Genomic DNA, 25,885 nt, shown 5'->3' with positions numbered 1-25,885 from the left:
AAGTTTCGGAAAATGTGCTCTGGAATATCCGGAAAGAACCGCCTACATTTGACAAAAAGTGGCTTGGCCATGGTGGTAGTTTTGATAAGTTTTAGCGAACTTAAACTTACCATCGGTCAGCCACTTTTCGGCTTTCTACCATCCATGTCCAGTAATCTGTATATCCGCCACCTGAAGCCTATAATTAACTAATAGGTAGGTAGTTACATAGATTTAACTACCTATTCTTAAGGGCAATTCCATCCTTTTGGCTATATGGTATACAAAACGACTCAACTTCGCTTTCAAAAGCATCATTTCGCAATGATTTCTCCTTAAAAGGTATTTTTGGCCTTAAAAGCATCAAAATTTTACGCTTTTACACGTACATAAACCGCATAATTTTTCTCTGCTATAATCGAACGTTAAAATCGAACCGCCGATGCGGCATACATTCCTCGGCAAATTGCTAATGGACAGGCGGTTAACTGTTTTCGGTGGCGGATATACCCCAACTGTGTCAGGTACCCCTTCCTTGTCCCTTGCTCAGTCCATAGAAACCGGAGCGGTTGAAAATTTGCCGAAGCGTCGGCGCAGCGGCAGCGGCCGTCCGTCTCTTTGTTCGTTTATGCCCTGTAGGGCGAATAAACATTAAGTAACGTAGACTAGCTGATTAGAGCCTGACTTACTCGCTAGGTTTATTCGATTCGCTTGAGGCTTCTGGCATTAACTGTACAGCTGCGGCCATTAATGTCAGGAAAGAAGTATCCAATTTAACGGCTAAATCCCAAACTACCGGCAAGCTCGGGTTTCTTAGTCCTCCTTCGATCTGGGAGATGTAAGAGCGATCTAATCCACTCTCATTAGCCAGATCATCTTGCGTCCATGCTTTTTTCAGCCGTGCTTGTTTAACCGCCTTTCCAAATGCCACTGATATAGGACTCACCTTTGTCATAGAACAGCAAAGATAATCGGCACTGAAGGCTCAAAAAGTGGCTTTAAGCCACTTTAGGTTTATTCGATTGAACGGATATAAAGCGATGACTTCCCATAGCTTACCTTTTCTGTATAGGTTTCCAACTCACGGTCGATGAGCTTATTATCGTACGCTACTGGCCGCGTGATAAATTTAGGATCTATAAAGATAATGTTGAGTCGCTCAATGGTGGACCGCCCGTCAGTGGCCTGCACATGCTTTAGGAGATGATCATTGGCCGTGCCGGTTTTAGTCAGCTCGGCATCTTCAAAGAATCGGAACGAACAGTACCAGTAGCGATAATAATGTTCGTAGTTGGAACTACAGAACTCAAATTTTTCGGGCGTTTGTCGAACGGCTCGTAACAGATTGTCAATGTCCTGGAGTTTCTGTTGCTGGCCAGGCGTCAGCTGATCCAAATAGGATTTTGTGTATAGATTATCCCTCTGTTCTTTCAAAATGGCCAGGGCTGATTCGCTCCTAATGCCCCGACTGATCTGGTATTTGTGCTTGTTATAAAAGGTGAGCGATATAGCCGGGCGCTCGAAGTTGACGAGCTTGAAGTTTTTATACGGCTTACCGGGCCGGTGGTATGGTCGAAACAGTTCCATATGTTCAGCCCGCACGAAGTAATACTCCAGATCGGATTCGATGGGCATGGCGCTAACCTGATGGACAACAGGTTGCAGCTCCGTTTTGTAGTGCTTTAATACTAACCGGATTGCGGGCAGTGGAGCCAGATCGGATTGCTTCGCTTTAGCCATAAGGAAATTATTAGCAAATTAGATAGCACTATTTCCCTGCAAGGTAAATAGTTATTATTAGATTTCACTTTTTACCCTTTTATATAATCAAGATTAGCGTTTGATTTTTTGATGTTTATCAATAAACCTTTTTGATTGATTTAGGGGGGCAGTAACTATCTAATTATTAGGGTTTTACAGGAAGAAAAACAAGTTTTAAGTGGCCTTATTACAAGTTTTAAGAGTAGTAATAAGCCTTACAAAACAAGTTTTAGGGTGGAGAAAAACAAGTTTTGAGGTGGAGAAAAACAAGTTTTAAGTGGTGATAGGAGTCATTACAAGTTTTGAGGGGAGCTATTACAAGTTTTAGGGGGTACAGGTAAATAGTTGGCTATTACATATGATTAATGTGACACACAGCCACTTTTATACCATCTTGTCCCCAAATTCGCTGGTTTTGTCCCCCAGATAGGGCACTTAGTCACCTAAACAACCTTGGACAAGACCCGATTTTAGGGGGAAAAACAAGTTTTAGGGGGAGTAGCTAACTCCTATTACAAGGTCAATGTGGGGCTGTATAACAGGTTAAAAACAAAAATGGCCTATTCATCCTTGTAATTGTATATGCTTTTTTTAATCTTTGTTTATGAAAGAAGATTCCGCAGGTCAACTTACTATTTTCGAGCGCCATTCGACTAATTATCAGTCGAATATCTTTACCCTATCCCGTCAGGAATTCACGGAATTAGAGAAGAAAATCGTCATTCTGGTTGTCAATCAATTGGGCAATATGGCTGTTAAAGGGAAGATTCAACCGGACCGGAATTTAGAATTTAGTATTCCATACGCTGAATTGACGAAAAACCACCATAGCCAGGTCACTGAAGCGGCTGAGGGCTTATCGAAAAAGCGAATTTCTTACAAAGATGAAGCCAAGGGGGAATACATTTTTGTTACCCCTTTTCCCTATGTCAGCTCCAGAATAGAAAATAATCGCCGGTATATCGACATAAAGGTGCTGGCCGACGTGGTCCCTCATTTTGCTGCCCTAGGCAAACGCTTCACCAAGTATGAGTTGGACGTGATGTGGTCGCTTTCGTCCATTTACGCCATGCGCATTTACGAGATCATGTGTATGCACTACCATGTACAAAAGAATACGTTCAGATTTCAGGTTGATGAACTGCGTTATATTCTTAATTGCCCGGAAAGTTATCGCTACAACGATTTCGTTCAGTACGTGCTTGAAGTTAGTCAGCGCGAACTGAAGCAAAAAGCAGAATATGTCCTGGATTGGTTTCCTGTCCAGAAAGTTGGTAAGAAAGTAGTAGAACTTGAGTTTGTGGTTAAGACTTTGAAGCATTTAGCTACTGAACAAGTAGAGAATGATGAAGCACGTCTTGCGACGCTTGATCCAAACCAACGGGTTATTTTGGGCTATCAGGTCATGGCTAAGTACGCCCTGAAACCCTGGCAGAAGGATCATATCATAACGGAGCCGGGCTTGCTGGATACGTTATTTCGACTGCATTCTGAATTTGAGAACCAGCGACGGCCAGAAGTAAAAGACAAAAGTAAATACATGGCCCGGAGCCTGGGCCTGGATAAGCTAAAAGCTCCTCGTAAGAATCAGATTGTGCCTCCTGCCTATGAGCCTCAAATAAGTTTTACTCCCACACCCACTGACAAACGAATAAAAGGAGACAGACCGGTTTCTGACATAATTAACCTTCTGCTCCCTAAGAATAGCTGATTTTAGAATATTAGGAACGTTTGTCAATTGCCTGAAGGAAGGTTTTCTTGTGCTGGATACTCAGCGGAATCGTGACGGTTCCCTCAGTTCGAGTTATACCAATCTGATCCTTTTCGACAAACGCAATTTTATCCAGGGAAACGATGTGAGATTTGTGAACCCGGATGAATTGACTAGCTGGTAAGTCTTTCTCCAGTTTATTTAAGGTGATTTTAGTAGCAATCTGATCAGCATCGCGAAAAATAGTCGCGTAGTTCCTATCTGCTTCAATGTAGCATATTGAATCAAATGATACCCGTTGCAGTTTTTTATCTGATTTTAGGAACAACGAATCTTTTGGTTTGGTAGCATCAACTGATTTACTACTTACTTCGTCTGGCGTTACAAAGTGCTGTGCTTTCTGCACGGCTTTAGCAAAGCGCTCAAACGAAAACGGCTTACGTAGGTAATCGACTACATTGTATTCATAGCTCTCCAGGGCGTATTCAGGGTGAGCCGTTACCAGGATGTACCGCTGGTCGGCTTTCATCAGTTTCATAAAATCAATCCCATCGATGTTTGCATTTGGCATCTCTATATCCAAAAAAATCAAGTCGACGGTGGTGGTCTGTAAAAAAAGAAGGGCTTCCTGGGGATCGGTGAAAGCCCCCACTAGCGTTAAGTAAGGGACTTTCTTAATGTTTCTATCAACTAAAAAATTAACGGCTAATTCTTCATCATCCAAAACAAGGCAGGTCATATTATTTTTATTTAATAAGAAAGTGGATCGGGTTATACCACAGTTTGAGACTCAAATCCACCTATTAAGTCATGCGTGTTTACTGATAAATTAATACAAAAGCTTTCTTCGTCCTGATCAATATCAAAAGAGTAATGTTGATACGTTAAATTCAGTCGCCGACGCGTGTTATTCAGGCCGATAAGCGTTGAGCTGACCTTCTTTTTTCGGTTTTTCTGATTGCAGGTATAAAATTTAAGGTGTGGAGGCGTAGCTTCAATAGTAATGATTAGAGGCTTATTGGCATTCAGCATATTACCATGTTTGAACGCGTTTTCTAACAGACCAATAAAGAGGAAGGGTAGTATCTGGATCTGGTTCACTGGCCCCTTTACCTTAAAGTCAATGTATAGTTTGTTGTTGTTACGTAGCTGGAGCAGTTCGATAAAGTGACGCATGTGTTTGATCTCTTCGTCCAATCCTACCCGATCTACGTTTTCCCGTACACTGTACTGCATGATATCAGAAAGCATCAGAATGGAACTGGCTAATTCCTGGGAGTAATCCAAGCTTTTCATGTAGAAGTAATTCAGGGTGTTGAACAAAAAGTGAGGATTAATCTGAGCCTTTAAGTTCTTCAGTTCTGCATTGAGCGCTTCCTGCATAACCAGTGAATTTGCCATATCCTGCCGGTGTGCTTCCTCGATAGCCACCTTCATATCCTTTTCGACAGAGGGGACAATATCATCCACCTTTCTGGCGCTCTCGGTAAAAAAATAGGCCGACAGATACGCTACCACAATAAAGCAAAACCACATGTTGAAATAGCGGGAAGCTTTGGGAGAATTCATATGCTGGCTCTTCAACAATTCTTGCCGGTTGAGGGCCCATTTTTCTCCCTTGGCCAACGCGCTTTCATACCGCATCGATTCAGTTTGCGTCATGTAGTTGTATTGGGAGGAATACCCTTTCTGGATAAAAGTCGTATATACCAGAATACTCAATACAATTGAAAACCAGATAAACGACGCTTCCCTACCCAGCAGCATTGCAACGAGTACGATAAGGGAATGCCCCAATGCAAAATCGGTCAGTAACGTATCGTTGCTGGGATTGCCTAGGCCAATCATAAAGCAGAAGCTCATTATCATGATGGCGATCAGGCTTGCCCACCGCAGGCGTTGTTCAAACTTATTAGTTGTTTCAAAAGCGATAGTAAACCCCAGTATCTTCCGGGATTTACTAGGGCTCATATTAACATAGGTATAGACGCAGGAAACGGCATTAGTAACGCCAACCAGCACATAGACATACCATAAAATCTGCTCGGGTACCGCCTTGCCAGTGGAGAACCATTCTGTTAGGATGTACTCAGCGGCCAGCACCAGATAAGTAATGTTAACGACTAACAATAACCGACGCTGACTTTCAGCTACTGGACGCCTTATTGCTTGAAGTGCCCGCGATAGTAGCTGTTGGATATTAAGTGGATTTTCTTGTGGTGTCATAGGCGTACAAAGGAATTTACCAACGGAGCTACATTTTATAGTGATTCAGAATCATTCGCTCATAAAGGGCCGTAGGCAGTAACTTCTTGAGCACCACGGAAAACTTTTCTAGTGGTTTACCAACCCGGTACAGTCGCTCGACCTGCTTCGACTCAATAATTTTCTCAATCAATGGCCCAAATACGTCGGCTTCGATCCCCCCACTGACGCTCTCGTCAATTATTTCATAGGTTCGATCAAATGTCTCTTTATAGACACTGTCGTCAGGCAGGGAAACGCGGAGTCTATTTTTATTAATGTCAGTCTTAGTCCCACCGGGCTGCACGTAACAGGCTTGAATACCAAACTGCGCAACCTCAAATCGTAGTGCTTCAGTCAGCCGATCCACGGCCGCTTTCGATGCGCAATAACCGCCCCGGAAGGGCAAACCCGCCTCGGCTGCTATCGAACTGACGTTAATAATTAGTCCTGACCTGTGGGTACGCATCGATGGCAATACAGCTTGGATGGTACGAAGGGTACCCATAACGTTAGTATCAAATACCCGCTGTACTTCTCCTAGTGGAAGGGCTTCGACTGGTCCAGCGATGGCCAGGCCAGCATTGTTTATGAGTACGTCTATTCGACCATGTTTCTCGATGATCTGTCGAACAGCATCCTGAATGCTTTTGTCGTCGCATACATCCATGTTCAACGTATTGAATGATTTTGGCAGGTGTTCAATGGACCTTGAGGTGCCATATACTACGTAATTTTTCTTGGTCAAGTAATTGGCAATGGTCTCCCCCAGGCCCGTTGAAGCGCCTGTAATCAAAATAATCTTTTCCATAAGAAAGTCCAAAACACGGAATTTGTAACTGTAAACTCACTATCGGCGGTTAACAATAGCTACCGCTATTCAAAGGAAACCTAAGAATGTCAATTTGAATTATTTCGGGCAACAATTATTCAAACAATGAAGTAATGGTAATGGAGCTTAAGTAAGGCTCTAAAGCGACCTTGTTGCAGAAAGATCGGCAACCAGTGATTTGATTCTTCGCTCGTTCGTAGCGAATCTCAACGAAAAAATCACCTAGCGCATACAGGCTAACGCGTGATTTGCCGACAGGTTGACTTAGCAAGAAAGAACCCTGGTCCCAAACACATTGGTACTGATCCTCACTTAATAACATATTGAATTCGAGATGAGTCAGTCTTAGTAAATACGCTTATGGACTCCCTAACAAAAGGGTATGAGATTACTAAAAAAAAGAGATGCCAAGGCAGTCATCTCTAGTTGCTCCCTTGGTGTATGCGAAAAATGAATTAGGCTTGGCCGTTCCCATCTACGTATTTATTAGATAAGGGATTGCCTAGTTTCAATTGGATGTCCTGGAAGGTGGGTCCGGAGCCGACTAAGAACGAGTGAACTTAGGGTAAATCTAGAAAAAGGGACCAAATTCGTCACTTAAGTTTGTTTTGCCTTTTTAGCGGAAAATTCACGGTCCGCCTTTGAGAAAGCCGTCGCACGAATAGAGGGTTTTATAAGACAATCAGTTTGGGTAGTTTGGAGACCACTTTTGCCCACTATTACTCCTCCTGCGGCACTTGCAGTATCCTAAGCACTTGAACATTGCTCGGGTATAAACAGCCGATAAGTTACTTACAGGCAAACAACTGATCGTTCCCACCCCTTTATGCGTCTGTACTACTTATGTTGCCTAGTTGGCCTTATGTCCTCGTCCAGCACTTTTGGCCAAGATCAAGATACATTGATTCAGCGGCTGGGAGCGGATTTTGTCAAAAGTCCTCAGGCGGCTGGTCTATCCATCGGCGTTCTAAACCTAGGCAAGGCAGGATTCTACAACTTTGGCATAACCGATAAAGAGACAAACCGGCGACCATCGGCCGCCACCCGCTACGAGATTGGCTCAAACACCAAAACCTTCGTCAGCACCCTGCTGGCGCACGCGGTACTCGAAGGGAAGCTGAAGCTGGAGGACGATATTCGCACTTATCTGCCGGGAAAGTACCCTAATCTGACCTATGGAGGAGAAACCATCAAGGTGCTCCATTTAGCTAACCTGACCTCAGGGCTTCCCAACTGGCTGCCTGATAAGCCCGAACTTTTTCAGCAGGCAACCCCCGATTCAATTCCTTACCTACTACTAAAGCAGCACCGTGGTTACACCAAGACGAACTTTTATAAAGATCTCCATTCGGTTCACTTGACGGCCAAGCCTGGCAGCATGCCCCGCCATTCCAACGTGGCCGCCCAGTTGCTGGGCTTTATCTTGGAAACGGTCTACGAGCAAACGCTTGAGGCTCTTACGGCCCGCTACATCACCGGTCCTCTAGGCATGACTCAGACAGCTTACTTGATGAAACCGGGCCCAACGATGGCGAAAGGCTATGATGCCAAAGGCAACCCGATGCCGTACATGATGTTGCCGGATACGCGCGGTTCCAGTGGACTAAGCTCAACGACGGCCGACCTGATCCGCTACATGCGCCTTCAACTAAGCGAAACAAACCAAGCGGTGATCCTGACTCATCAGCCAACGGTATGTACCCCTGATGATGCCATTGGCCTTAACTGGCATATCGACAAAACAGCAGCGGGCGAGCGGCAACTCTGGCACACAGGCGGGACGTTCGGTTTCAGTAGTTACTTGGTCCTCTATCCTGAGCGGCAGCTGGGCATTGTTATGCTCGCGAACGAATCAGATCCTTTGACTCAGAACCGATTAGTGGTTGTAGCCAAACAAATAGCAGTCTATCTAGGACAAGCCAAGAACTGATTCGTTAATCTGCCTTTACTAATCAACTACGTCTTTAACATCATGGTGCTCTCACTTAGTCCCCATTTATGAAGCAGACACAGACACATGAAGATTCTATCGCTTTAAGTAGGAGCGTTTTTGTAAGACAACAGGAACCGTGTCAATTTTGTATTATTCTAAAAGTTTCTCACCCTTATCAAGCAAATCGGTTAGCAGTTCAAATAGTACCGCTAAATCCACCGGTTTGACCAGATGCCCATCGAAACCCGCTTCCTGCGTTCGCTGACGGTCTTCCATTTGACCATAACCCGTCAGGGCGATCACCACTAGATTCCGCCCCCAGGACTGCTCCCGGATCAGCCGACACGTTTCGTACCCATCCAGCTCCGGCATGCCAATATCTAGCAGAATAACTCTTGGCTTTAAGCTCTCAGCCACTTCGATGCCTGACCGCCCACTGGTTCGAGTATGGACTTCATAGCCCTTGAGCTTTAAGAGCATCCCTAAGCTCATCGCCGCATCCGCGTTATCATCGATGACTAAAATACGTTGGGTGGTGGCTGGGTCTGTACCCAGCAAAGTGGATTTGGCCACCTGTTCAGCAGCGGCAGTTAACGACGGTAGATGAATCGTAAAGGTACTGCCTTTGCCCACCCCTTCGCTTCGAGCCGCCACTTGACCCCCATGCTTCTCCACCAGCCGCTTCACCAGCGTCAGCCCCAGGCCCAAGCCGCCCTTCGAACGGGAATACGAGTTATCGACCTGCACGAACAGCTCGAAGATGTTCGTTAATTGTTCGGTGGCTATGCCAATGCCATTATCCCGAACTTGAAGGATGGCTCCAGAATCACGGTGTTCCAAACTCAGCCAGATTTGACCACCCCAATCGGTATACCGAACGCCATTAGCCAACAGGTTCGTCACTACCTGAGTGAGGCGAGTGGCGTCCCCTGCCACATAAATGGGAGTTGGGGGCAAGGAGACCTGCAAGTGTCGGTGCTGCTCCTCCGCCAGGGGACGAACCGATTGGGCCGCTGCCTGGACCACTTCGACCAAATCCACCCGCTCTTTCTGGAGCACGATCTTGCCCCGGCTGATGCGGCTCACGTCCAGCAAATCATCGACCATGTGCACCAGGTGGTCAGTCTGCCGATTCATCATCGCGATGGTGTCCCTACTCGTCTCATCTTTTCCATCGGTGAGGCTCAGGATTTGCAGCCCCGAGCGTAGGGTGGACATGGGGTTACGCAGCTCGTGGGCCAACATGGCCAAAAACTCGTCTTTCCGCTGGTCAGCGGTTTTCAGGGCATCCTCGGCCCGCCGGCGCTCATCCACGTCAAACATCACCCCACTCAGGCGCCGGGGCTTGCCGTTTACCTCTTCCACGATGCGCCCGTAGCCACTCATCCAACGCGTCGAGCCGTCATCCCGGATGGCACAGAACTCAGCGTTGTAGGCACTACGCTCGGTAATGGCTTTTTGCAACAACTGGCTCACGCGCTCGCGCTCATCGGGGTGCACATGGTCCATAAATACCGCCGCCGTCAAGGGTTGGGGCTGGGGCGGCATGCCGAAGAGTCGGAAGTGCTGCTCGTTCCAGTACACCTCTCCCGTATCCAGGTTCCACTCCCAGGTGGCCAGTTCGGTGGCTTCGATGGCCAACCGCAGTCGTTTCTCCGACTCCTCAATAGCCTGGGCGGTGCTCATTCGCTCGGTGATATCCTCAGCGGTGCCCAGCAATAAGGTGGGCGTGCCGTCAGCGTCGCGAGCGTAGACGGTGTCGCGGCTTTGGACCCAGACCCAGCCCCGCTGGGGGTGGTTGATGCGGTAGGTGATGGCGAACACACCGGCGTGGTTTTCCCCCACCGGCTGACCCGAGCGAATGCGCGCGAAGTGGGCGTCCAGGCGGGGCCGGTCGTCGGGGTGAAAAAACGCCTCGAACAGATCCTGCTCCCGGGTTTGCATCTGGTCAACGGTATACCCAAAGAGATGGTTTACCTGGGGGCTGAGGTAACGAGGTTGGCGCTGGATGAGGTCAAAGAGGTAGATCACCAGGGGCAGCGAGCGAATCACGCCTTGCATAAACCGCTCTGATTCGTGAAGGGCTTCTTCCACGCGGGCTCGTTCGAGGGCCGCCTGAATGCGTTCGGCTGTTTCGGTCACCAGCGCAATTTCGGTAGTAGTCCATTGACGAGCCCGGCGCTGGTGCACCGCCAGATCAGCCACCAATTGCCCTTTTTTGAGGAGCGGTATCACCAAAGCGGCATAGACACCCACGGCCAAAAAGTTGGCCTTTTCCGCTTCCCCGTAGCTTGCCTGGTTCACATCGGGGATAACAACGGCTTGCCCCCTGTTGAGTGTTTCGGTCGTGCTACCAAAGAAGGAGAGCGGAAAGCGACCCACCACTTTTTGCACCTCATCGGTTACATAATTATCATTGATGAAATAGGATTGATCGGCGAAATTGACCTCCGCGTATAAGACCCGGTCGGCTAGTAGGTGTTGGCCCAACAGGCGTATGGCCGCTTGTTGAATGGCGATCGGATCGGAAAGCGGCCGCAGGCTATCGCTAAGCCTGAGTAGGTAAGCCTGCTGCTTTTCACTTTCCCGAAGGGCTCGTTCGACCTGCTTGTGGTAGGTAATATCCTGGGCAGTGCCGATAGTGCCCACCAACTGGCCCTGAGCATCTTCCACCAGCCGGCCCGACACGTGCAGCCATCTGATTTCCAAGGGAATGGCCCAGCAACGCACTTGGTAGTGAAACGAATCGGAACCCTGTTTTTGGGCTTGTTCAACCGCCTGCCGGGGTATGTGTCGGTCATCGGGGTGGAGCAGTTGCAGGTTTTCCGGCATCGCTTGGGCTGGGTGTCTACCGATAATCTGTTCAATATTGGGCGAGAAGCGCGTTTGATTAGTTTGGCAGTCCCATTCCCACCAATATACCTGGGCGGCCTGAGTAACCAGTTTTAAGCGATCTTCGGCTCGTAGCCGGGCTTGTTGATCCGAATCGGTGAGGGCGGGGTCCTTGGTTACTACTGGTGTCTGGAAGTCAACGGATGGGTGCGGCCGGTCGTCAGGATTAGGTATAATAGCCATTGAGTTAGGAGAGCGGATTCATGGCTAAATTAGAGATAAAAGTGAAAAAATTAGAAACTCCAAGTAACTAATTCTCGGCATCAACTAGCTATTATCTCACCAAACGCCCGTGGCTGTTGCAAAAGTCGATACGGGCTTAAAGGTTTTTTTAGTAACAGGACCGCAGGGCGGACCGGAATGAATTACGCTAAGCAAATTCCATATCTATTTTTATTAATTGTCAGCCGTTTACATAAATGAGCGAATTTTGAGAATAAGTCCATAAGCAGTTAATTAATCTGTTCTAGAATTTGATGGATCTTTTGACTGTAAACTCCTCAGTAAGCCTGTCAGCGCATCCAAGTCCACTGGCTTAACCAAATGGCCATCAAAACCCGTTGCCTGCGTCTGCTGGCGATCCTCTTCTTGGCCATATCCACTTAACGCAATCACAACCATGGCCTTACCCCAAGGCTGCTGACGGATTAATCGACAGGTCTCATAGCTGTCCATATCTGGCATGCCGATGTCCAATAGAATGGCCCCTGGTTGCAAAGCCTCGGCCGCGTCGATTCCCGCCCGACCACTCGTCCGCGTATGAGCCTCGTAGCCTTTCAACTTAAGGAGCAGACTCAGGGTCAAGCCCGCATCCACATTATCATCAATCACTAAGAGCCGTTGGCTAGGGGTCAGGGTAGTAGCCCGCTCAACGGGCATCAGCATTACGGCGGGGACCGTTTCTATCGTGGGTAAGTGAACATAGAATGCACTTCCTTTGCCGACCCCTTTACTCTGGGCTACCACCCATCCACCGTGCAGCTCGACCAGCCGTTTGACTAACGTCAAGCCTAATCCTAAACCGCCTTTGGACCGGGCCGTCGAGTTATCCACCTGCACAAATAACTCGAAGATGGCCATTAATTGATCAGGGGCTAACCCGATACCGTTATCGCGTACCTCCAGCAAGGCTTCCTGATGCTGATAGGTAAGGCTTACCCAGACCTGCCCCCCCTCTCCCGTGTAACGCGCCCCATTGGTTAACAAATTAGTTACTACCTGGGTAAGCCGGGTCGCATCGCCGACAACATAAATCGGGACGGTCGGTAAGTCAACCTGTAGGTGCCGACCTTGCTCCCAGTAGAAAGTGCGGACCGATTCAGCGGCCTGGCTGACTAACTCAGCCAGCTCTATTCGCTGTTTGTGCAGCTCAATCTTCCCTTGACTGATGCGGCTCACATCCAACAGGTCATCCACCAACCGCACTAACTGGTCGGTTTGCCGGGTCATCATGGCGATGGTAGCGTTACCGCCCGACGGTCCGGTAGTATGCTCTTGCCCAACGGTCAGCGTCAGAATTTGCAGCCCCGAACGGATAGTCGACATCGGATTGCGCAGTTCGTGAGCCAGCATGGCCAGAAACTCGTCTTTACGCCGGTCGGTCTCGCGCAGGGCCTGTTCCATACTTCGGCGTTCGCTTAGGTCGCGGGCCACTTTTACATAGCCCAATAGCTGCCCGTCGGCATTATGGAGGGGCGAGAGTACCCCCCATATGTACAGCCGGGAGCCATCTTTGCGCAGATGATCCCGCTCATCGGGAGTCTGCCCCTCGCGCCGGGCTCGCTCCATTTTCTTCTCCAATTCGCCCGTCGCCCGGTCCTCGGGCGTAAAGATTATCTGAACCGATTGCCCGATGGCTTCACCGGCTGGGTAATTAAATAGCTGCTCAGCCCCCGTATTCCAACTGGTCAGGGTCGTGTCGGGATCAAAGGTAAGGATGGCGTGGTCGGCGATGCTGTCGAGGATAAGCTGCAGGCGTTGCTGCGAGTCGCGTATTTTGTCTTCGGCCAGTCGGCGCTCGGTAACCTCGACCATTACCCCGCTCATCCGACTCGCCCGGCCATCGACCTCGTCGGTGATGCGGCCGTAGCCGCTCATCCAGGCCGTTTGCCCCGTATCCTCGCGCACAATCCGAAATTCGGCCTCGTATAGGGTTTTCTCCCAGACGGCCCGGTTCAGTTCGTCCATCACCCAGCCCCGGTCGTCGGGGTGAAGGTGTTGGCTGAAGGTGTCAGGGCTCTGAGGCTGGAGTTGGGGTTGCAGGCCGAATAGCTCGAAGTGCTGCTCGTTCCAGTATACCTCATTGGTGAGCAGATTCCACTCCCAGGTGCCCATCTGGGCGGCTTCGACGGCAATCCGGGTCCGTTCCTCCAGATGGCGTAATTGCTCCTGTTCCGCTTTACGGGTGGTGATGTCGCGACTGATTTTGGTAAAGCCGGTTAACTCACCCTGCCCGTCGTAGATGGCCGTCGCTATTTCATTAACGAAAATACGGTCCCCGTTTTTGGGTAGGCGCGGCCCTTCCCGCTCGGTGCGGCCTGTCCGGGCGGCTTGGGCCAGTTCGGCATCCACTTCACCCGCGGCGATGGCTTGGGGTGTATAAAACAAAGAAAGGTGCTGCCCAATGGCTTCCTCCGCGGTGTAGCCCTTGACCCGCTGGGCCCCCTCAGTCCATTCGGTGATGATACCAGCGGCATCCAAGCGGAAAATGGCGTAATCAGGCAGGTTCTGCACCAGCGTCCGTAATCGCGTTTCGCTATCCCTTAGGGCTTCCTCAGCGCGGGCTCGTTCGAGGGTGCCCCAGGTTCGTTCGGCGGTTTCCACCATCAATTGTGTTTCGACCGCCCTCCAGTGGCGGGGTGTGGACTGAACCAGACACAAAATGCCAGCGGAGTTTTCATGTTTGAGGGGCACCGCTACCATGGCGGTGACTTGTTCCTGTAAACATAATGCTCGCAAGGTTTCATCCAGTAGATCGGTGGTCGTCATATCGTGAACGATCAACGGTCGGCCTTCATCTATTACCTTCTTAACGAGCGCAAAGCTGCTCAGTGGATAGACGCCCGCCACCGATGCGAAATCTCCCCTAAACGCATCGTGCCTGATAACGACCTTACCGGCTTGAATGGTGCAGTACCAGCATCGGTCTACCCCGAAATACTGCATGGCCAGCTGAGTCACCCTTTCTTTAATGGCCACAGGGTCAGCTAGGGAACGGAGTACGTCACCTAGGGTCAATAAATAGTCTTGTTGCTGTTCATGCCGTTTTCGCTCGGTGACATTCGCAAACAGAACGCCAATTCGAAGCGGAGTAAACTCCCCGACGGGAAAGGCATCGACGGCCATCCACCAATCGAGGGCTGTCACATAATCCTCAAAATGGATAGGCTGACCCGTCAAAGCGACCTGGTCATAGTACTCCATAATACGTGCTTCGACCCCAGGCACCAGTTGGCGGAGGGTTTTGCCCACCGCCTGGTGAAGTCCGGCTTGCTGTTCAAAGGCCGCATTGGTCAGCAGATAGCGAAAATCGCTGAGATCCGTCGGTGAGGTGGCTACTTTTTCCAGCAGGCAAAAGCCTTGTATGCTGTTTTCAAACGCCGTGTGGTAAACGACAAGCAGTGAGTCGGATTGCGGTTGAGGCTGGACCATTAGGGAGTATAACAGGTTTAAGGCCAACCAACTAGTTCCTGAATGGTTTGGGCGTGTGGTAAAAGAGCAATCAACCGGTCTTAGGGGTAGTCGAGTAGGCAAGGGCATTTCAGCCCTTGCCTACTCGACTACCCCATACGAGAACGTGTATACGTGTTTTGTTTAACGAATTTGCTAATACCGTAGCCAGTAGGCTTGCTGTTGGTCAATTCAGTTAGCTAATTACATTACAAAAAAAGTGACTCCTGACGCGCTAAAGGAGCCTTTGAAGAGACGGATAATCTACCCGTGTTTAGTCTGAAGTTTCGTACTTTGACCCACGTATGGTCACCTATCAACCAATCAGTTAAAATCACGCATGTACAAATTGAGGGCTGCTTTACTCGTTCTGGGGTGTGCACTTCTAGGGATGTCCGTTGGATCGGCCTTGGCGCTGCTGATCGCCTTTTTGGCTGGCCATATCAACCAGATTAGTTCGCTACCGCGATTCATCCAAGAAGTGGCTCAACTACCCAACGGTTGGTACATCCTCATCGCTGTGCAAGCCGTCAGCCACTTATGCAGCTACTTGCTTCCAGCGTTGATTTATTGGTATGGCTTTGAGAAGGGTCGGTGGACGAACTTTCAGAGTAACTCGTTGAAAGCCGTTTCAGGACTATGGATCGGCTTGTTAAGCGTTATCGTTATTCTACCCTTGAATGAATTTATCATTGACTGGAATCAACACTTGCCGCTACCTAGACTGTTGGGAACCGTTGGGGAGTGGATGGATCGCAAGGAACAAGAAAGTGCCCTGCTCACCAATCAATTAATTGCGTTTAACTCCGGCCATCAGTTGGTCATAGCCGTGTTGGTGATTGGCTTGATTGCCTCCATTGGGGAAGAGGTATTTTTTCGCGGGGTTATTCAACGCAAGTTGATGGAGTGGACGGCGAATGCCCATCTGGGCATCTGGTTAGCGACTATTCTGTTTAGCGCGGTCCATTTTCAATTTTACGGCTTCTTCCCCCGGCTCTTATTAGGGGTGTTGTTTGGCTATCTATACTACTGGTCGGGGAACCTATGGGTGGCTATTCTGGCTCATCTGATCAACAACAGCCTAGTCGTTATTACGCTGTACAGTCAACAGCAACCCACTTGGCTAGCTACCCGATTACGGGTTGATACCACGACATGGTTTTGGATCGCGGCTTCCGTATTTGGAGGGATACTACTGCTGTTTCGCTTCTACCAACTGAACCGCAGAAATAGTGCAGAGCTATCCTAAAATGAGCGAATTGTGAGTTTAAGGCATAAACGTTTATCAATGCATTACCAAAACGGTCTTAAGAATATATGTAGATACGCTCCAACGGCTAACTGGACCTGCTGGGGTCACTATTCATACCGTAAAGCCCGTACAGCATTCGTACGAACTAACCGGATCGCATGATACCCTGTGGTCAGAGCCGCAATTAAGAAGGCGGCACCACCAGCCATGACAAATTCCCCAGGACCAATCGATACATGGTAAGCAAAGTCTTGCAACCAATGCTTCATGGCAAACCAGGCCAGCGGACTCGCTAATAGAACGGCTAAACCTACCAACAGGAGAAATTGCCTCGATAGCAGATAAATTAAGCTATGCGCCTGAGCACCCATCACTTTTCGGATACCGACTTCTTTGGTTCGTTGAGCAGTAGCCAAGGAGGATAAGCCGAACAAGCCCAGGCAGGATACGACGATGGTCAGCAGACTAAAATAAGTAAAAATTGTGACCAGGCGTTGTTCCTGTCGATATTGCTGGGCAAAGGTTGCCTCCAAAAACGTAACCTCAAACGCCTGATCCGGAACGATCCGCTTCCATTGGGTTTCGATTAAATCAAGTTGACGGGCTAACTCACCGGTAGATAGACGCACCAGCAATTTTTCAGGCCCTTGCCAAGCCGTGTTTTGCAAGACCATCGGCTCGATGGGCTTTTGGGGCGACTGAAAATGGAAATTCTTGATGACGCCAACGACTCGTCCGCGCCACGTTTCGGCTCCAAGGGGTCCTTGACTGATCTCCTCTCCGATGGCCAGTTCCGTCCTCCACCCCATCTTAGCCACTAAGGCCTCATTAACCAACACCTCATGAACTACCGGACCTGTCTTCTCACCAAGTAGGCTAGCATGGGCAAAATTTCTACCCGCCATCAGCGGAATAGCCAAGACGGTCAGGTAGTGTTCGTCCACATCGATGGAGCGTTGGGGCAGCGGAAGCATTTTTCCGCCCTTTGCCAGATTGAACGCCGACAGATTCATGTCCTGACTAGGCAGGGAATGGGAACCGATCAGCGCCACTCCCCATACAGACGCCAACCCGGAGAGCGCTTTCTGAAGCGTGGATAGGGCTCCGTTAGCGGCTGCTTCCCGGGGAACAGCTACCACCAACACCTGTTCCCTTTGAAAGCCCAACGGCTTATGCTGCAAATAGTGTAATTGTTTGTAGACCACAAGCGTACCGATGATAATGGTGATCGAAATCGTAAACTGAAGCACGACCAGCCCTTGTCCCATGTGTACGCTCGCTGAGTTCCCAACCAGGCGCAGTTTGCCCTTCAGCGCCTTCACCGGCTCAAACGAAGACAGGTAAAAGGCGGGATAGCTCCCGGCCAGCACGCCCACAATGACAAAAATAGCGCTCAACAAGGCTGCCATCGGCCAAGTCAGCAGGGAGGAAAGCGAGAAATGCGTATCGGCTAGTTGGTTATAGACGGGCAGTAGCAGAATGACCAAGGCTAGTGAGAGTACCAGGGCGATGCCAGTCACTAAGAGTGACTCACCCAGAAATTGAAAAAGTACCTGGTAGCGGGCAGCTCCAACCGCTTTTCGAACCCCCACTTCCCGGCTTCGCCCGACCGATTGAGCCAGGGACAGGTTGATGTAGTTGATGGACGCAATCAGTAACAGAAAGCCAGCTACCAGCGAGAAGATCAGTAAATAGGACCGATTGGCCTTTGGCGTGTCGAACAGTTTTGGCTCCCCCAAGTGAATGTCCTTCAGATTTTCGAGCGAAAAGGCAATGTGACCGCCCCTTTTGGCAAAGTCAGCCTGTATGGCCTGGGCAACCTGGGCCAGTTTTGGGGAAAAGCCGATACCATTAGCTGCCTGTTTAAATACTACGTAGCTAGTACACCAAGCCTGTTTCTCTAATTTCCCGGCTTCTTGGGCCAGCAACACCTGGAAGGGCATATCGGTATTGAATGGTATATCCCGTAGTACGCCAGTTATCTGATACGTGTTCTCTCCTGACTGGAGCCACTGGCCAAGTATGCCTTTTCCCAGGTTCCAGTCAGGGCCAAACAATTTCCGGGCTACCCGTTCCGTCACCACGACTGAACCGGGCCGGACCAAGGCGGTAGGCGGATCGCCTGCCAACAGGGGATAAGAAAAGACGGTTAAAAAGGCCGGATCGTATACGGTATACACCTGATCCAGGCTTATTACACGGGGTACTTGCCTTGTTGAGGGGGCGACTACGTTGAAAGAAATGTTGCCCGGATTGGCTTGCAGGCGAATGATCTCTTCAATCTCCGGGTAGTCTGCCTTTAGCTGTTGGCTGATAAAGTTAGGTGCCCAGGCGGTATGGTCTTCTTTTCCATCTACGGTTAATTGGGTCGTCAACCGGAAGATGCGGTCTGCCCTTTGATGGTAGTTATCGTAACTCAATTCATACTGAACGTATACCATAATTAGCACACAACTGGCAATGCTGACGACCAACCCCAGCAGATTGATCGATGAAGGCAGTTTCTGGCGTTTCAAACTTCGCCAGGCGCTTTTGACATAGTTTCTAAGCATGCCACCCGTAAAGTAGTTGCCATTCTGAGAGGGGATCATGGTAGCGATCGGTCGTGGTTATAGGACTATGGCTATAGATGTAATTTTCCTATAAAATCCACAACCAGTACTTATCTTCATGGCAAGTAGACGTTGATGCGCTTAATAGTTTGGGAGATTATTTAAATTATCGTCTTTTGAATAGCCCGTTGGGGCAACCAACCCGGTAATCCAGTTAGGGGATCAGCTATGGATCGATTCAACTGAATTACCTGGGGTTCGGCCAGACTGGTAATTGTGCCGTCAATGACGACCACATCTAAACGGCCTCGAAGCATCAGATCGGCCGGATCAACGCAGTTGGAGAGACTCAGGCAACTCCCTACATAAACGAGTAACCCACATAGACGGTTTGACAGGCGCTGATGAGCCATACTTCACTTAGTTAGTCAATTAGTCTGGCCAGCCGTCAGGCTTGATCGGGGTGCGGGTTTCGCCAGGAATACACGGGGCGGTTATATACCGATCCGGCCCACCCGGTACAAAGGGTTTGCCTTTGGCACCCGGTAAGGGAATACGGGTGGTCTGCACGAAGAATAGCTCATCGTCGAACTCAATAATCTGGCCTGACTCATCATAGGCCCCATAGGATAAGACCGTGGCATCCTTCTTATCCAGAAAGCGACGAGCCGTGGCAATCGAACTAGCGGTGAAAAAGCCCACGACGACTTCGCGCGGATTCGCCCGATTGGTTACATTGCCCACCAGGGCAGCGGGTGGGGTATCGGCGAGTCCCCCCGTTTTTTGGGTTTGCTGCTGCAGAAGGTCATAAAACCGGTAAGCCGATGCCGTTAAGGCGACCTGACGAATTTCAAGCAGGGCGGGTTGACGTGTCAGCAACGGCACCACCGCTACCTGCCGACCGTTGACCGCTCCGCCATTGGTGAGTTGGTCATCAAAAAGATGCAGGGTAGCATTCTGACTTATATCCCAACAGGGCGTTCGGCAGGTAAAATCATACCAGTGCTCGAAGTTGGTTACGGAGAAGTCTCGGGGTATCGGCTCACAATCTTCGACGGCCCTTCGGACCATTACCAGCACCCCGTTTTGTACATAATTCTCCTGCACGGAATCAATGTAGTTGCCCTGGTAACAACTCCGGCACCATTTCTGTTTTTCCCAGAGTTTCCAATCCCAGCGGTAATAATTATGCTGATCGACAGGATCACGGGTCGTCACCTGGCAGGTGTAACCCGCTCGAAACCCTTTGGGATACTGGCCGGGCGCAAACGCGGTGGCATTAAAGCGGATCGATACGTTATCGATCGGTGGCACCGGGGGCATAACCTGCTGGGTAGACACATACTCCGTTCCATCGTTAAACGTAATTTGTAGTTGATAGGCATGACCAGCCTGACCCCGAAAATCACCGGGCAATCGATAGGTGCCATCGACGGTTTCGGTAGCTGAAACCGTTTGGGCCGAATCGATGCGTACCTTCACGCTGGCTTTGGTAACGGGCAATACCCCAAAAAGCCCACTAACCGGATCGGCTCGCGAGCGGTTGAGTTTAATAAGTTGGGGCTCATCCAGATTGGTGATGGTGCCGTCGACCACGATCACATCGACCGTGCCGCGCAGCAGGATGTCTTCAGGATCGACACAGGCCATTGGCACTAAGACGAAGAGTAGCCAGCCCAACAGCGTAAAGGGACGGAACGACGAAAAGTAGGTGTTCATGAGGAACGTATGTTTATTGATTAATCCCGCCAACCGATTGGTTTGACCGGGGTTTGACGCTCGGTCGACTCGCAAATAGCGGTTGGTTGCGGTTGAGCCTTGCCTAAAATCTGAAACGCGGGGCCCGTCGGTGGGGACGGCTCCAGGAGGGGTTGCCGTTTGCTGAGCGCATAAAATAATTCGGCCCCTAACACCCCTGATCCACCGGCCGGGTCGGTCGCTCCCAGGGGTATTCCGGTGGCATCTTTTCGGTCCAACCAGTAGGGGGACGTGGCTACGGCCGCAGCGGTGAAAAACCCGACGATGCCTTCCCGGCTATCGGCCAGATTATGGACATTACCCCCTAACGCGGCCGGGGGTATGTCGGCCACACCGCCTGTTTTTTGCGTCTGATCGGCCAATTGCCTGAAATACTGATAGGCAGACGGGGTAAGCGCCGACTGGCGAATCTCCACCAGACAGGGGCTGTGCTGATAGTAGGGGATTTGAGCGACCTGCCGCCCGGTGATCAGCCGCCCATTGCTGTAGGTATCGGCAAACACATGGAGATCATGACTATAAAAAAGCGCCCAGCAGTGCGTACGGCAGGGATAATCATAGGCGAAATACTGGCTCGCGGACGGATCGTCGGCCGGGGGGTAAAAGCAGTTCTCAAACAGGGAATCCCCCGTTGTGAAGTAGCGAAACCCGTTGGCAGCATACTGCGTGAGTACATTGTTAATCGAATAGCGACCTTGAACGCAGGTTCGGCACACGCCCTGGGTCTCCCAAAGTTTCCAGTCCCACCGGTAGAAATTTGTCTCCCCCTGGGGATCTTGAAGATCCACATATACATCATGAGCGGCTGAAAAACCCTGTAACAGCGTGCTGTTTAAACTGCTCGGATTAAACCGGGCGTAGACGCGCTCAATGGGCGGAGCGGGGGGCATGGTCTGCGCATTGGACTGGTATTGCTCACCCCCCGGCAGCACAAATCGAAGTTGGTAGGTATGGCCCACCCGGCCCCTGAAGTCAGCCGGTAATTGATAACTGCCCGCGGTGGTCTCGTGGCTGGCGATGACCAGGCTCGAATCCTCGATCACCTGAAGGGTTGCCCCGCGAATGGGCGTTGTGCCCAAGAGCCCCGTCAGGCGATCAGCCGTTGAGCGGTTGAGTTTAATCAGCTGGGGTTCGGCCCCGTTGGTGATCGTGCCATCGACCACCAGGACGTCCACCGTGCCGCGCAGCAGGATGTCCTCGGGGTCCACGCAGGCCAGGGGCAATAAAAGCACCGCAAGGCCGCCAACTAAGCGCGGGAAGCGTGTTCGCATGGCTACAGGAAGTGGCGTTACTTGAACTCAAAATTGTAGGTCAGACTGGGGATGGGTGCGCCAAATATGCTCAGCCGGTAGGGATTGGTGGCCTGTCCTTCGGTGCGGTAAAAGATCGAATAGACATTCTTTCGACCGTACAGATTATACACCGTAAAGGTCCAGTGCCCCTGCCAGCGCCGGTTCTTCATACTCGGATTGTAGATATTCCAGGCAAAATCCAGCCGGTGATAGTCGGGCAACCGATATTGATTGCGCCCATTATAGTAGGGATAGGTCCGGTTTTGGTAGAAAATGAAACCCTCGGGGGCGGTATAGGTCCTACCGGTACTATACGCCACATTGAATGAAAAGCTGTGGTGCTTTCCCTGATTGAGGGTCAGGCTCAGGTTGACACTGTGGGGCCGGTCGTAGTTGGCCCGGTACCAGTTGCCCCCGTTGATCTGCTGCTGAAAGTCAACCCCCTGATTGACCTGGTTCAGCGTACGGGCAAAGGTGTAGTTGATCCAGCCCGTCAGCTCGCCCTTCTTCTTGGCTACCATCACTTCCAGGCCGTAGGCGTTGCTCTTTCCGGGCAGTAGCTGGGTTTCGGGGTAGGGTTGCAACAGAAAATCAGCCCCCGGTTTATAGTCCAAAATATGCTGGGTACTACGCCAGTACACCTCCGCCGACAGCTCGAAGATGTTATTTTTCGCGTTCCTGAAATACCCCGCTGACCAAAGCTGGCTGACCTGGGGCTGAATATGGGCATCGGCTGTCTTCCAGCGGGAGGTGGGCAACGGCGTGGTGGTATTGGTGATCGTCTGCAAATACTGGCGCATCAGGTTATATCCCAGCTTGATGGACGAGTTGGGCGTCAGGGCGTAGCGGAGGCCGATCCGGGGTTCCAGCCCGCCGTATTGCTGGCTCACCTGCCCCGCTCCATACACCGTCGAGTCCACCACCGACGTGGCCTCAGGCACCTCGCCATTGGCCGCTCCGTCGCTCCGGTACCGGCGAACAACCGACGGTCCCAGGTTCAGGAAGTGGGAATACCGCAGTCCGGCCGACACGGCCAGTTTATCGGACAGACTGATCTCATCTTCAACGTGGATGGCTAACTCCAGGGCCTGCTCAAGGGGGGTCTTCTGGTAGTTAACCGCCAGGCTATTGCCGGGGATCAACTCGCCGGGGTTGAGCCGGTAGTGCGTGCCGCTCATACCCACTTCGATCTTCTGATTGGCTAACTGGTAGTTGAGGTTAGACTTGATCTGCCGCTGGAGCAGTGACTGCTTCAGCACTACGTTGTTGGCATTACTGTCTTCAGTCGAAATGATGCGGGGAATGTACTGGGCCACCAACGCCGTTATTTGCACATTCACCCGATCATTCACCTGGTGAAACCAGCGCACCATGCCATTGGCCGTTTGCTGGGCGTACTGGGTATTCAGGGCGTTAATATTGGCCAGACTGCCCAAGAGATTGGTTTGAAACAAATCCTGGCTAAAATACCCCATCGCCGACACGGTGTTCCTGTCATTGACCCGCCAGAAGAGCTTGGCCGTGCCATCGCCAAACTTGGCCCGGATGTTAGCGAAACGGGGCGAAACGGCCCGCAATAGAAAGTCATTAAACGCGCCCCGGCCTGATACGAGAAGGGCCAGTTTTTCTTTCACGATGGGCGTTTCGAGGGTGAGCCGATTGGCCACCAGACTCACTCCGCCCGATAGCCGAAGGACATTCAGGTCGGGGTTGCGCAGGCTGATGTCGAGCACCGAAGCCGCCCGGCCCCCATACCGGGCTGGTACGTTTCCCTTGTACAGATCCAGGCTTCCGACCGCATCAGGCGGGAAGACCGAAAACAAGCCGAACATGTGGGTGGGGTTGAAAATGGGGGTATCATCGAGCAGAATCAGGTTTTGGTCGGTGGTGCCCCCCCGGATGTTGAGCCCATTGGCCGCTTCGCCCACACTGGTGACGCCGGGCAGCATTTGCAGACTCCGTAGGATGTCTACCTCACCCAGGGCGGCTGGCATCTTCTTCAGCGTGGCGATATTGATCTGACTCACCCCCAACAGGGGTTGACGCACATTGCGGTCGTAGCCTTTGCTAAGGACCACGACCTCTTCCAACTGACTGGCCACCGAAGGCAGAAAAATGGGTAGGTCTCTGTTTTCTCGCAGATACAGCGTGGTTCGAAACGGCACATACCCCAGGCTTCGCACGACGACGATATGCTGGCCCGCACTGGCCGTTATGGCGAAGTGCCCCTGGGTATCGGTGTAGGTGCCCCGGGTTGACTTTTCGTAATCGAGGATAACCGCCGCCCGTACAATGGGCTGTCCACTGGCTGAATCCCGAACGATACCCGAAAGGGTATAGGTAGGTTGAGCCAGTAAGGGACTACCCCCTAGAAGGATCAGAAAGCTAATCAGTAGACGTCGATGCATAAATCGGTGCAGGATTGACCGGCAAAAGACTGGTATTTACGCAACTTACTCTTTAAATAGTAATAAATCAACGGGTTTAATGCAGTTAAACTTTTGGTAGTAAGTAAACTGAACTAGCCAAAACAGATCTTTTTATTAATTGTACTGATAGGCAATGCTCAAGATTAAAAATACAGTCTCTAAGGGGTATTTTCTTCAAACGATTACCAGCTTAGAAGCTTGTGCCGTTCGGCTCTCGAGCTAGAAGTTCAATTTGAGGTATTGCAACATAAGCTTCGCAAAATGATCTTCTGGAAGAAGCAATTATTTAGTTTTATAACTCTGACAGACTTTCTGTTTGGGAACTTAATTTTTAACTTCCCTGAAACGACACACCTTATGTTTATCTGTCAGACTTTCATTATCAGCCTGTCCAACCACTCATCTATAACTAGTTGCCGTGCGTTGTCTCTACTCTATCTTTGCCCCGGTTGTTAACAACAGATAGTTGAAGATCACCCGTCTCATGCAGGAGCGTTTTTATAAGTCGATTCTTTTTGATGAATGTCAAGTGGCCCGCTACCGCAGTCCAGTCATTAGCATACGGACCGTAAAGCCACCCGTCGGTCTTTAATAGTATCCCCGGCTATAATTCGAGTAAGCGATGTCCCACTTCCGTATCGGGTAGCGGTTGATGAATAGATACTTGTATCCCTCCATTCTTGATATCAACCTTTTTGAAGGCAAGTGACGTATTTTACGGTATGCCGCAGTGGGACCGGCCGCCGCAGATCAATCACTAGCATACCATAAAGAGGGGTCTGCTTCCAGTTAAACAAGTTGTACGATTTAACGATTTAACGATACGGGTAGGGGTGCGACGGCCTAGGCTAACGAAATTAACCTAATCCTTAAACTTGTTCTTCTCTGGAAAACAAACGATGTAATGAACTACTTACCTTTAGGGCTTCCTCTCTATTGGACTTGCTACTGTTTACTTCGCACCCATTAAGATCGTCCTACACAGTGTCCATCAAAAGGTGGCAACTCCATTAACCCCACGTCAAGGATGTCAGATAGTTTAACGGTGCAAAAGGAATCCATCAGTCGACACAGAATACGCGTTGCCGTATCTTTTTTCTATTTCGCCCAAGGGTTGTGCTTTGGATCCTGGGCCAGCAGAATTCCAGAGATCAAAGTACAGCTACATTTATCAGACGCTCAATTGGGCAGCATCCTGTTGAGTTTACCGCTAGGTCAACTCTTGACGATGCCTTTTTCGGGACGATTGGTAACCGCTTTTGGTAGCCGCCGTATTTTAACTGCTTTTGCTCCGTTTTACGCCGTGGCCTTAACCACGATTGGTTTGGCTACCACTGGCTGGCACTTAGCCCTATGTTTACTGCTGTTCGGTATTGTGGGCAACCTGTGTAATATTTCACTGAATACCCAGGCGGTAGCGGCCGAAAAAATGTATGGATCGCCAATTATGACCTCCTTTCATGGGGTGTGGAGCTTAGGCGGTCTAAGTGGGGCCTTACTCGGCATGGGCTTAGTGAAGCTGCATCAGGTTCCCTTCGTTCATTTCTGCCTGATCACCAGCTTGGTATGGCTTCACATCTT

General features: G+C 50.3%; 15 protein-coding genes and 1 pseudogene. 4 read left to right on the top strand and 12 right to left on the bottom strand.

Annotated features, from left to right (window positions below; translation table 11 throughout):
• Nucleotides 1-664 precede the first annotated feature (664 nt).
• Together BM202_RS30715 and BM202_RS30710 are read right to left on the bottom strand one after the other, a co-directional pair.
• Nucleotides 665-934 (bottom strand): helix-turn-helix domain-containing protein, encoded by a 270-nt coding sequence (locus BM202_RS30715; protein WP_093833446.1) that lies wholly within the window; start codon nt 932-934, stop codon nt 665-667.
• 59 nt (nt 935-993) lie between these two features.
• On the bottom strand, nt 994-1,719 hold the full coding sequence (locus tag BM202_RS30710) for a hypothetical protein (RefSeq protein ID WP_093833444.1): 726 nt from the start codon (nt 1,717-1,719) through the stop codon (nt 994-996).
• A 625-nt stretch (nt 1,720-2,344) separates the two neighbouring features.
• Between BM202_RS30710 and BM202_RS30705 the strand changes: the two genes are divergently transcribed.
• A complete protein-coding gene (locus BM202_RS30705; RefSeq protein WP_093833442.1) occupies nt 2,345-3,451 on the top strand; it encodes a replication initiation protein in 1,107 nt (368 codons plus the stop codon).
• 10 nt (nt 3,452-3,461) lie between these two features.
• Here the strand turns inward: BM202_RS30705 and BM202_RS30700 are convergent, their stop codons facing one another.
• The 3 genes from BM202_RS30700 to BM202_RS30690 are packed head-to-tail and all read right to left on the bottom strand — an operon-like array spanning nt 3,462 to nt 6,506.
• Nucleotides 3,462-4,190, bottom strand: a complete 729-nt coding sequence (locus tag BM202_RS30700) for a LytR/AlgR family response regulator transcription factor (RefSeq protein ID WP_093833440.1) — start codon at nt 4,188-4,190, stop codon at nt 3,462-3,464.
• A gap of 32 nt (nt 4,191-4,222) precedes the next feature.
• On the bottom strand, nt 4,223-5,677 hold the full coding sequence (locus BM202_RS30695) for a sensor histidine kinase (protein WP_093833438.1): 1,455 nt from the start codon (nt 5,675-5,677) through the stop codon (nt 4,223-4,225).
• Between the two features lie 28 nt (nt 5,678-5,705).
• Nucleotides 5,706-6,506 (bottom strand): SDR family oxidoreductase, encoded by an 801-nt coding sequence (locus tag BM202_RS30690; RefSeq protein ID WP_093833436.1) that lies wholly within the window; start codon nt 6,504-6,506, stop codon nt 5,706-5,708.
• 922 nt (nt 6,507-7,428) lie between these two features.
• On the opposite strand from BM202_RS30690, the gene BM202_RS30685 reads away from it, so the two are divergent.
• Nucleotides 7,429-8,457 (top strand): serine hydrolase domain-containing protein, encoded by a 1,029-nt coding sequence (locus BM202_RS30685; protein WP_218160628.1) that lies wholly within the window; start codon nt 7,429-7,431, stop codon nt 8,455-8,457.
• A 153-nt stretch (nt 8,458-8,610) separates the two neighbouring features.
• Here the strand turns inward: BM202_RS30685 and BM202_RS30680 are convergent, their stop codons facing one another.
• Both BM202_RS30680 and BM202_RS30675 read right to left on the bottom strand, forming a co-directional pair.
• Nucleotides 8,611-11,535: a PAS domain-containing protein gene (locus BM202_RS30680; RefSeq protein ID WP_093833432.1), complete on the bottom strand. Its 2,925-nt coding sequence runs from the start codon at nt 11,533-11,535 to the stop codon at nt 8,611-8,613.
• A gap of 273 nt (nt 11,536-11,808) precedes the next feature.
• On the bottom strand, nt 11,809-15,003 hold the full coding sequence (locus BM202_RS30675) for a PAS domain S-box protein (protein WP_177236746.1): 3,195 nt from the start codon (nt 15,001-15,003) through the stop codon (nt 11,809-11,811).
• Nucleotides 15,004-15,361: 358 nt separating this feature from the next.
• Here BM202_RS30675 and BM202_RS30670 point away from each other — a divergent pair, with 358 nt between their 5' ends.
• Nucleotides 15,362-16,270 carry a CPBP family intramembrane glutamic endopeptidase gene (locus tag BM202_RS30670; RefSeq protein ID WP_093833428.1) on the top strand — a complete coding sequence of 303 codons (909 nt, stop codon included), beginning with the start codon at nt 15,362-15,364 and terminating at the stop codon, nt 16,268-16,270.
• Nucleotides 16,271-16,380: 110 nt separating this feature from the next.
• Here BM202_RS30670 and BM202_RS30665 read toward each other — a convergent pair whose 3' ends face one another.
• The 5 genes from BM202_RS30665 to BM202_RS30650 form a co-directional block, all read right to left on the bottom strand.
• A complete protein-coding gene (locus BM202_RS30665; protein ID WP_093833426.1) occupies nt 16,381-18,864 on the bottom strand; it encodes an ABC transporter permease in 2,484 nt (827 codons plus the stop codon).
• A gap of 122 nt (nt 18,865-18,986) precedes the next feature.
• Nucleotides 18,987-19,238: a hypothetical protein gene (locus BM202_RS36860; protein WP_143100803.1), complete on the bottom strand. Its 252-nt coding sequence runs from the start codon at nt 19,236-19,238 to the stop codon at nt 18,987-18,989.
• Between the two features lie 19 nt (nt 19,239-19,257).
• The gene (locus tag BM202_RS30660; RefSeq protein ID WP_245776856.1) at nt 19,258-20,544 is read right to left on the bottom strand and encodes a DUF4249 domain-containing protein; all 1,287 of its coding nucleotides are present in this window, start codon (nt 20,542-20,544) and stop codon (nt 19,258-19,260) included.
• Between the two features lie 20 nt (nt 20,545-20,564).
• Nucleotides 20,565-21,854 carry a DUF4249 domain-containing protein gene (locus tag BM202_RS30655; protein WP_093833424.1) on the bottom strand — a complete coding sequence of 430 codons (1,290 nt, stop codon included), beginning with the start codon at nt 21,852-21,854 and terminating at the stop codon, nt 20,565-20,567.
• Between the two features lie 17 nt (nt 21,855-21,871).
• On the bottom strand, nt 21,872-24,283 hold the full coding sequence (locus tag BM202_RS30650) for a TonB-dependent receptor (protein WP_093833422.1): 2,412 nt from the start codon (nt 24,281-24,283) through the stop codon (nt 21,872-21,874).
• A 1,219-nt stretch (nt 24,284-25,502) separates the two neighbouring features.
• On the opposite strand from BM202_RS30650, the pseudogene BM202_RS37550 reads away from it, so the two are divergent.
• Nucleotides 25,503-25,885, top strand: a pseudogene (locus BM202_RS37550) (MFS transporter); the annotation flags it as partial.

The organism is Spirosoma endophyticum, assembly GCF_900112365.1.
In the GTDB taxonomy this organism is placed as follows: Bacteria; Bacteroidota; Bacteroidia; order Cytophagales; family Spirosomataceae; genus Spirosoma; species Spirosoma endophyticum.
This window is presented reverse-complemented; position numbering and strand designations above follow the sequence as displayed.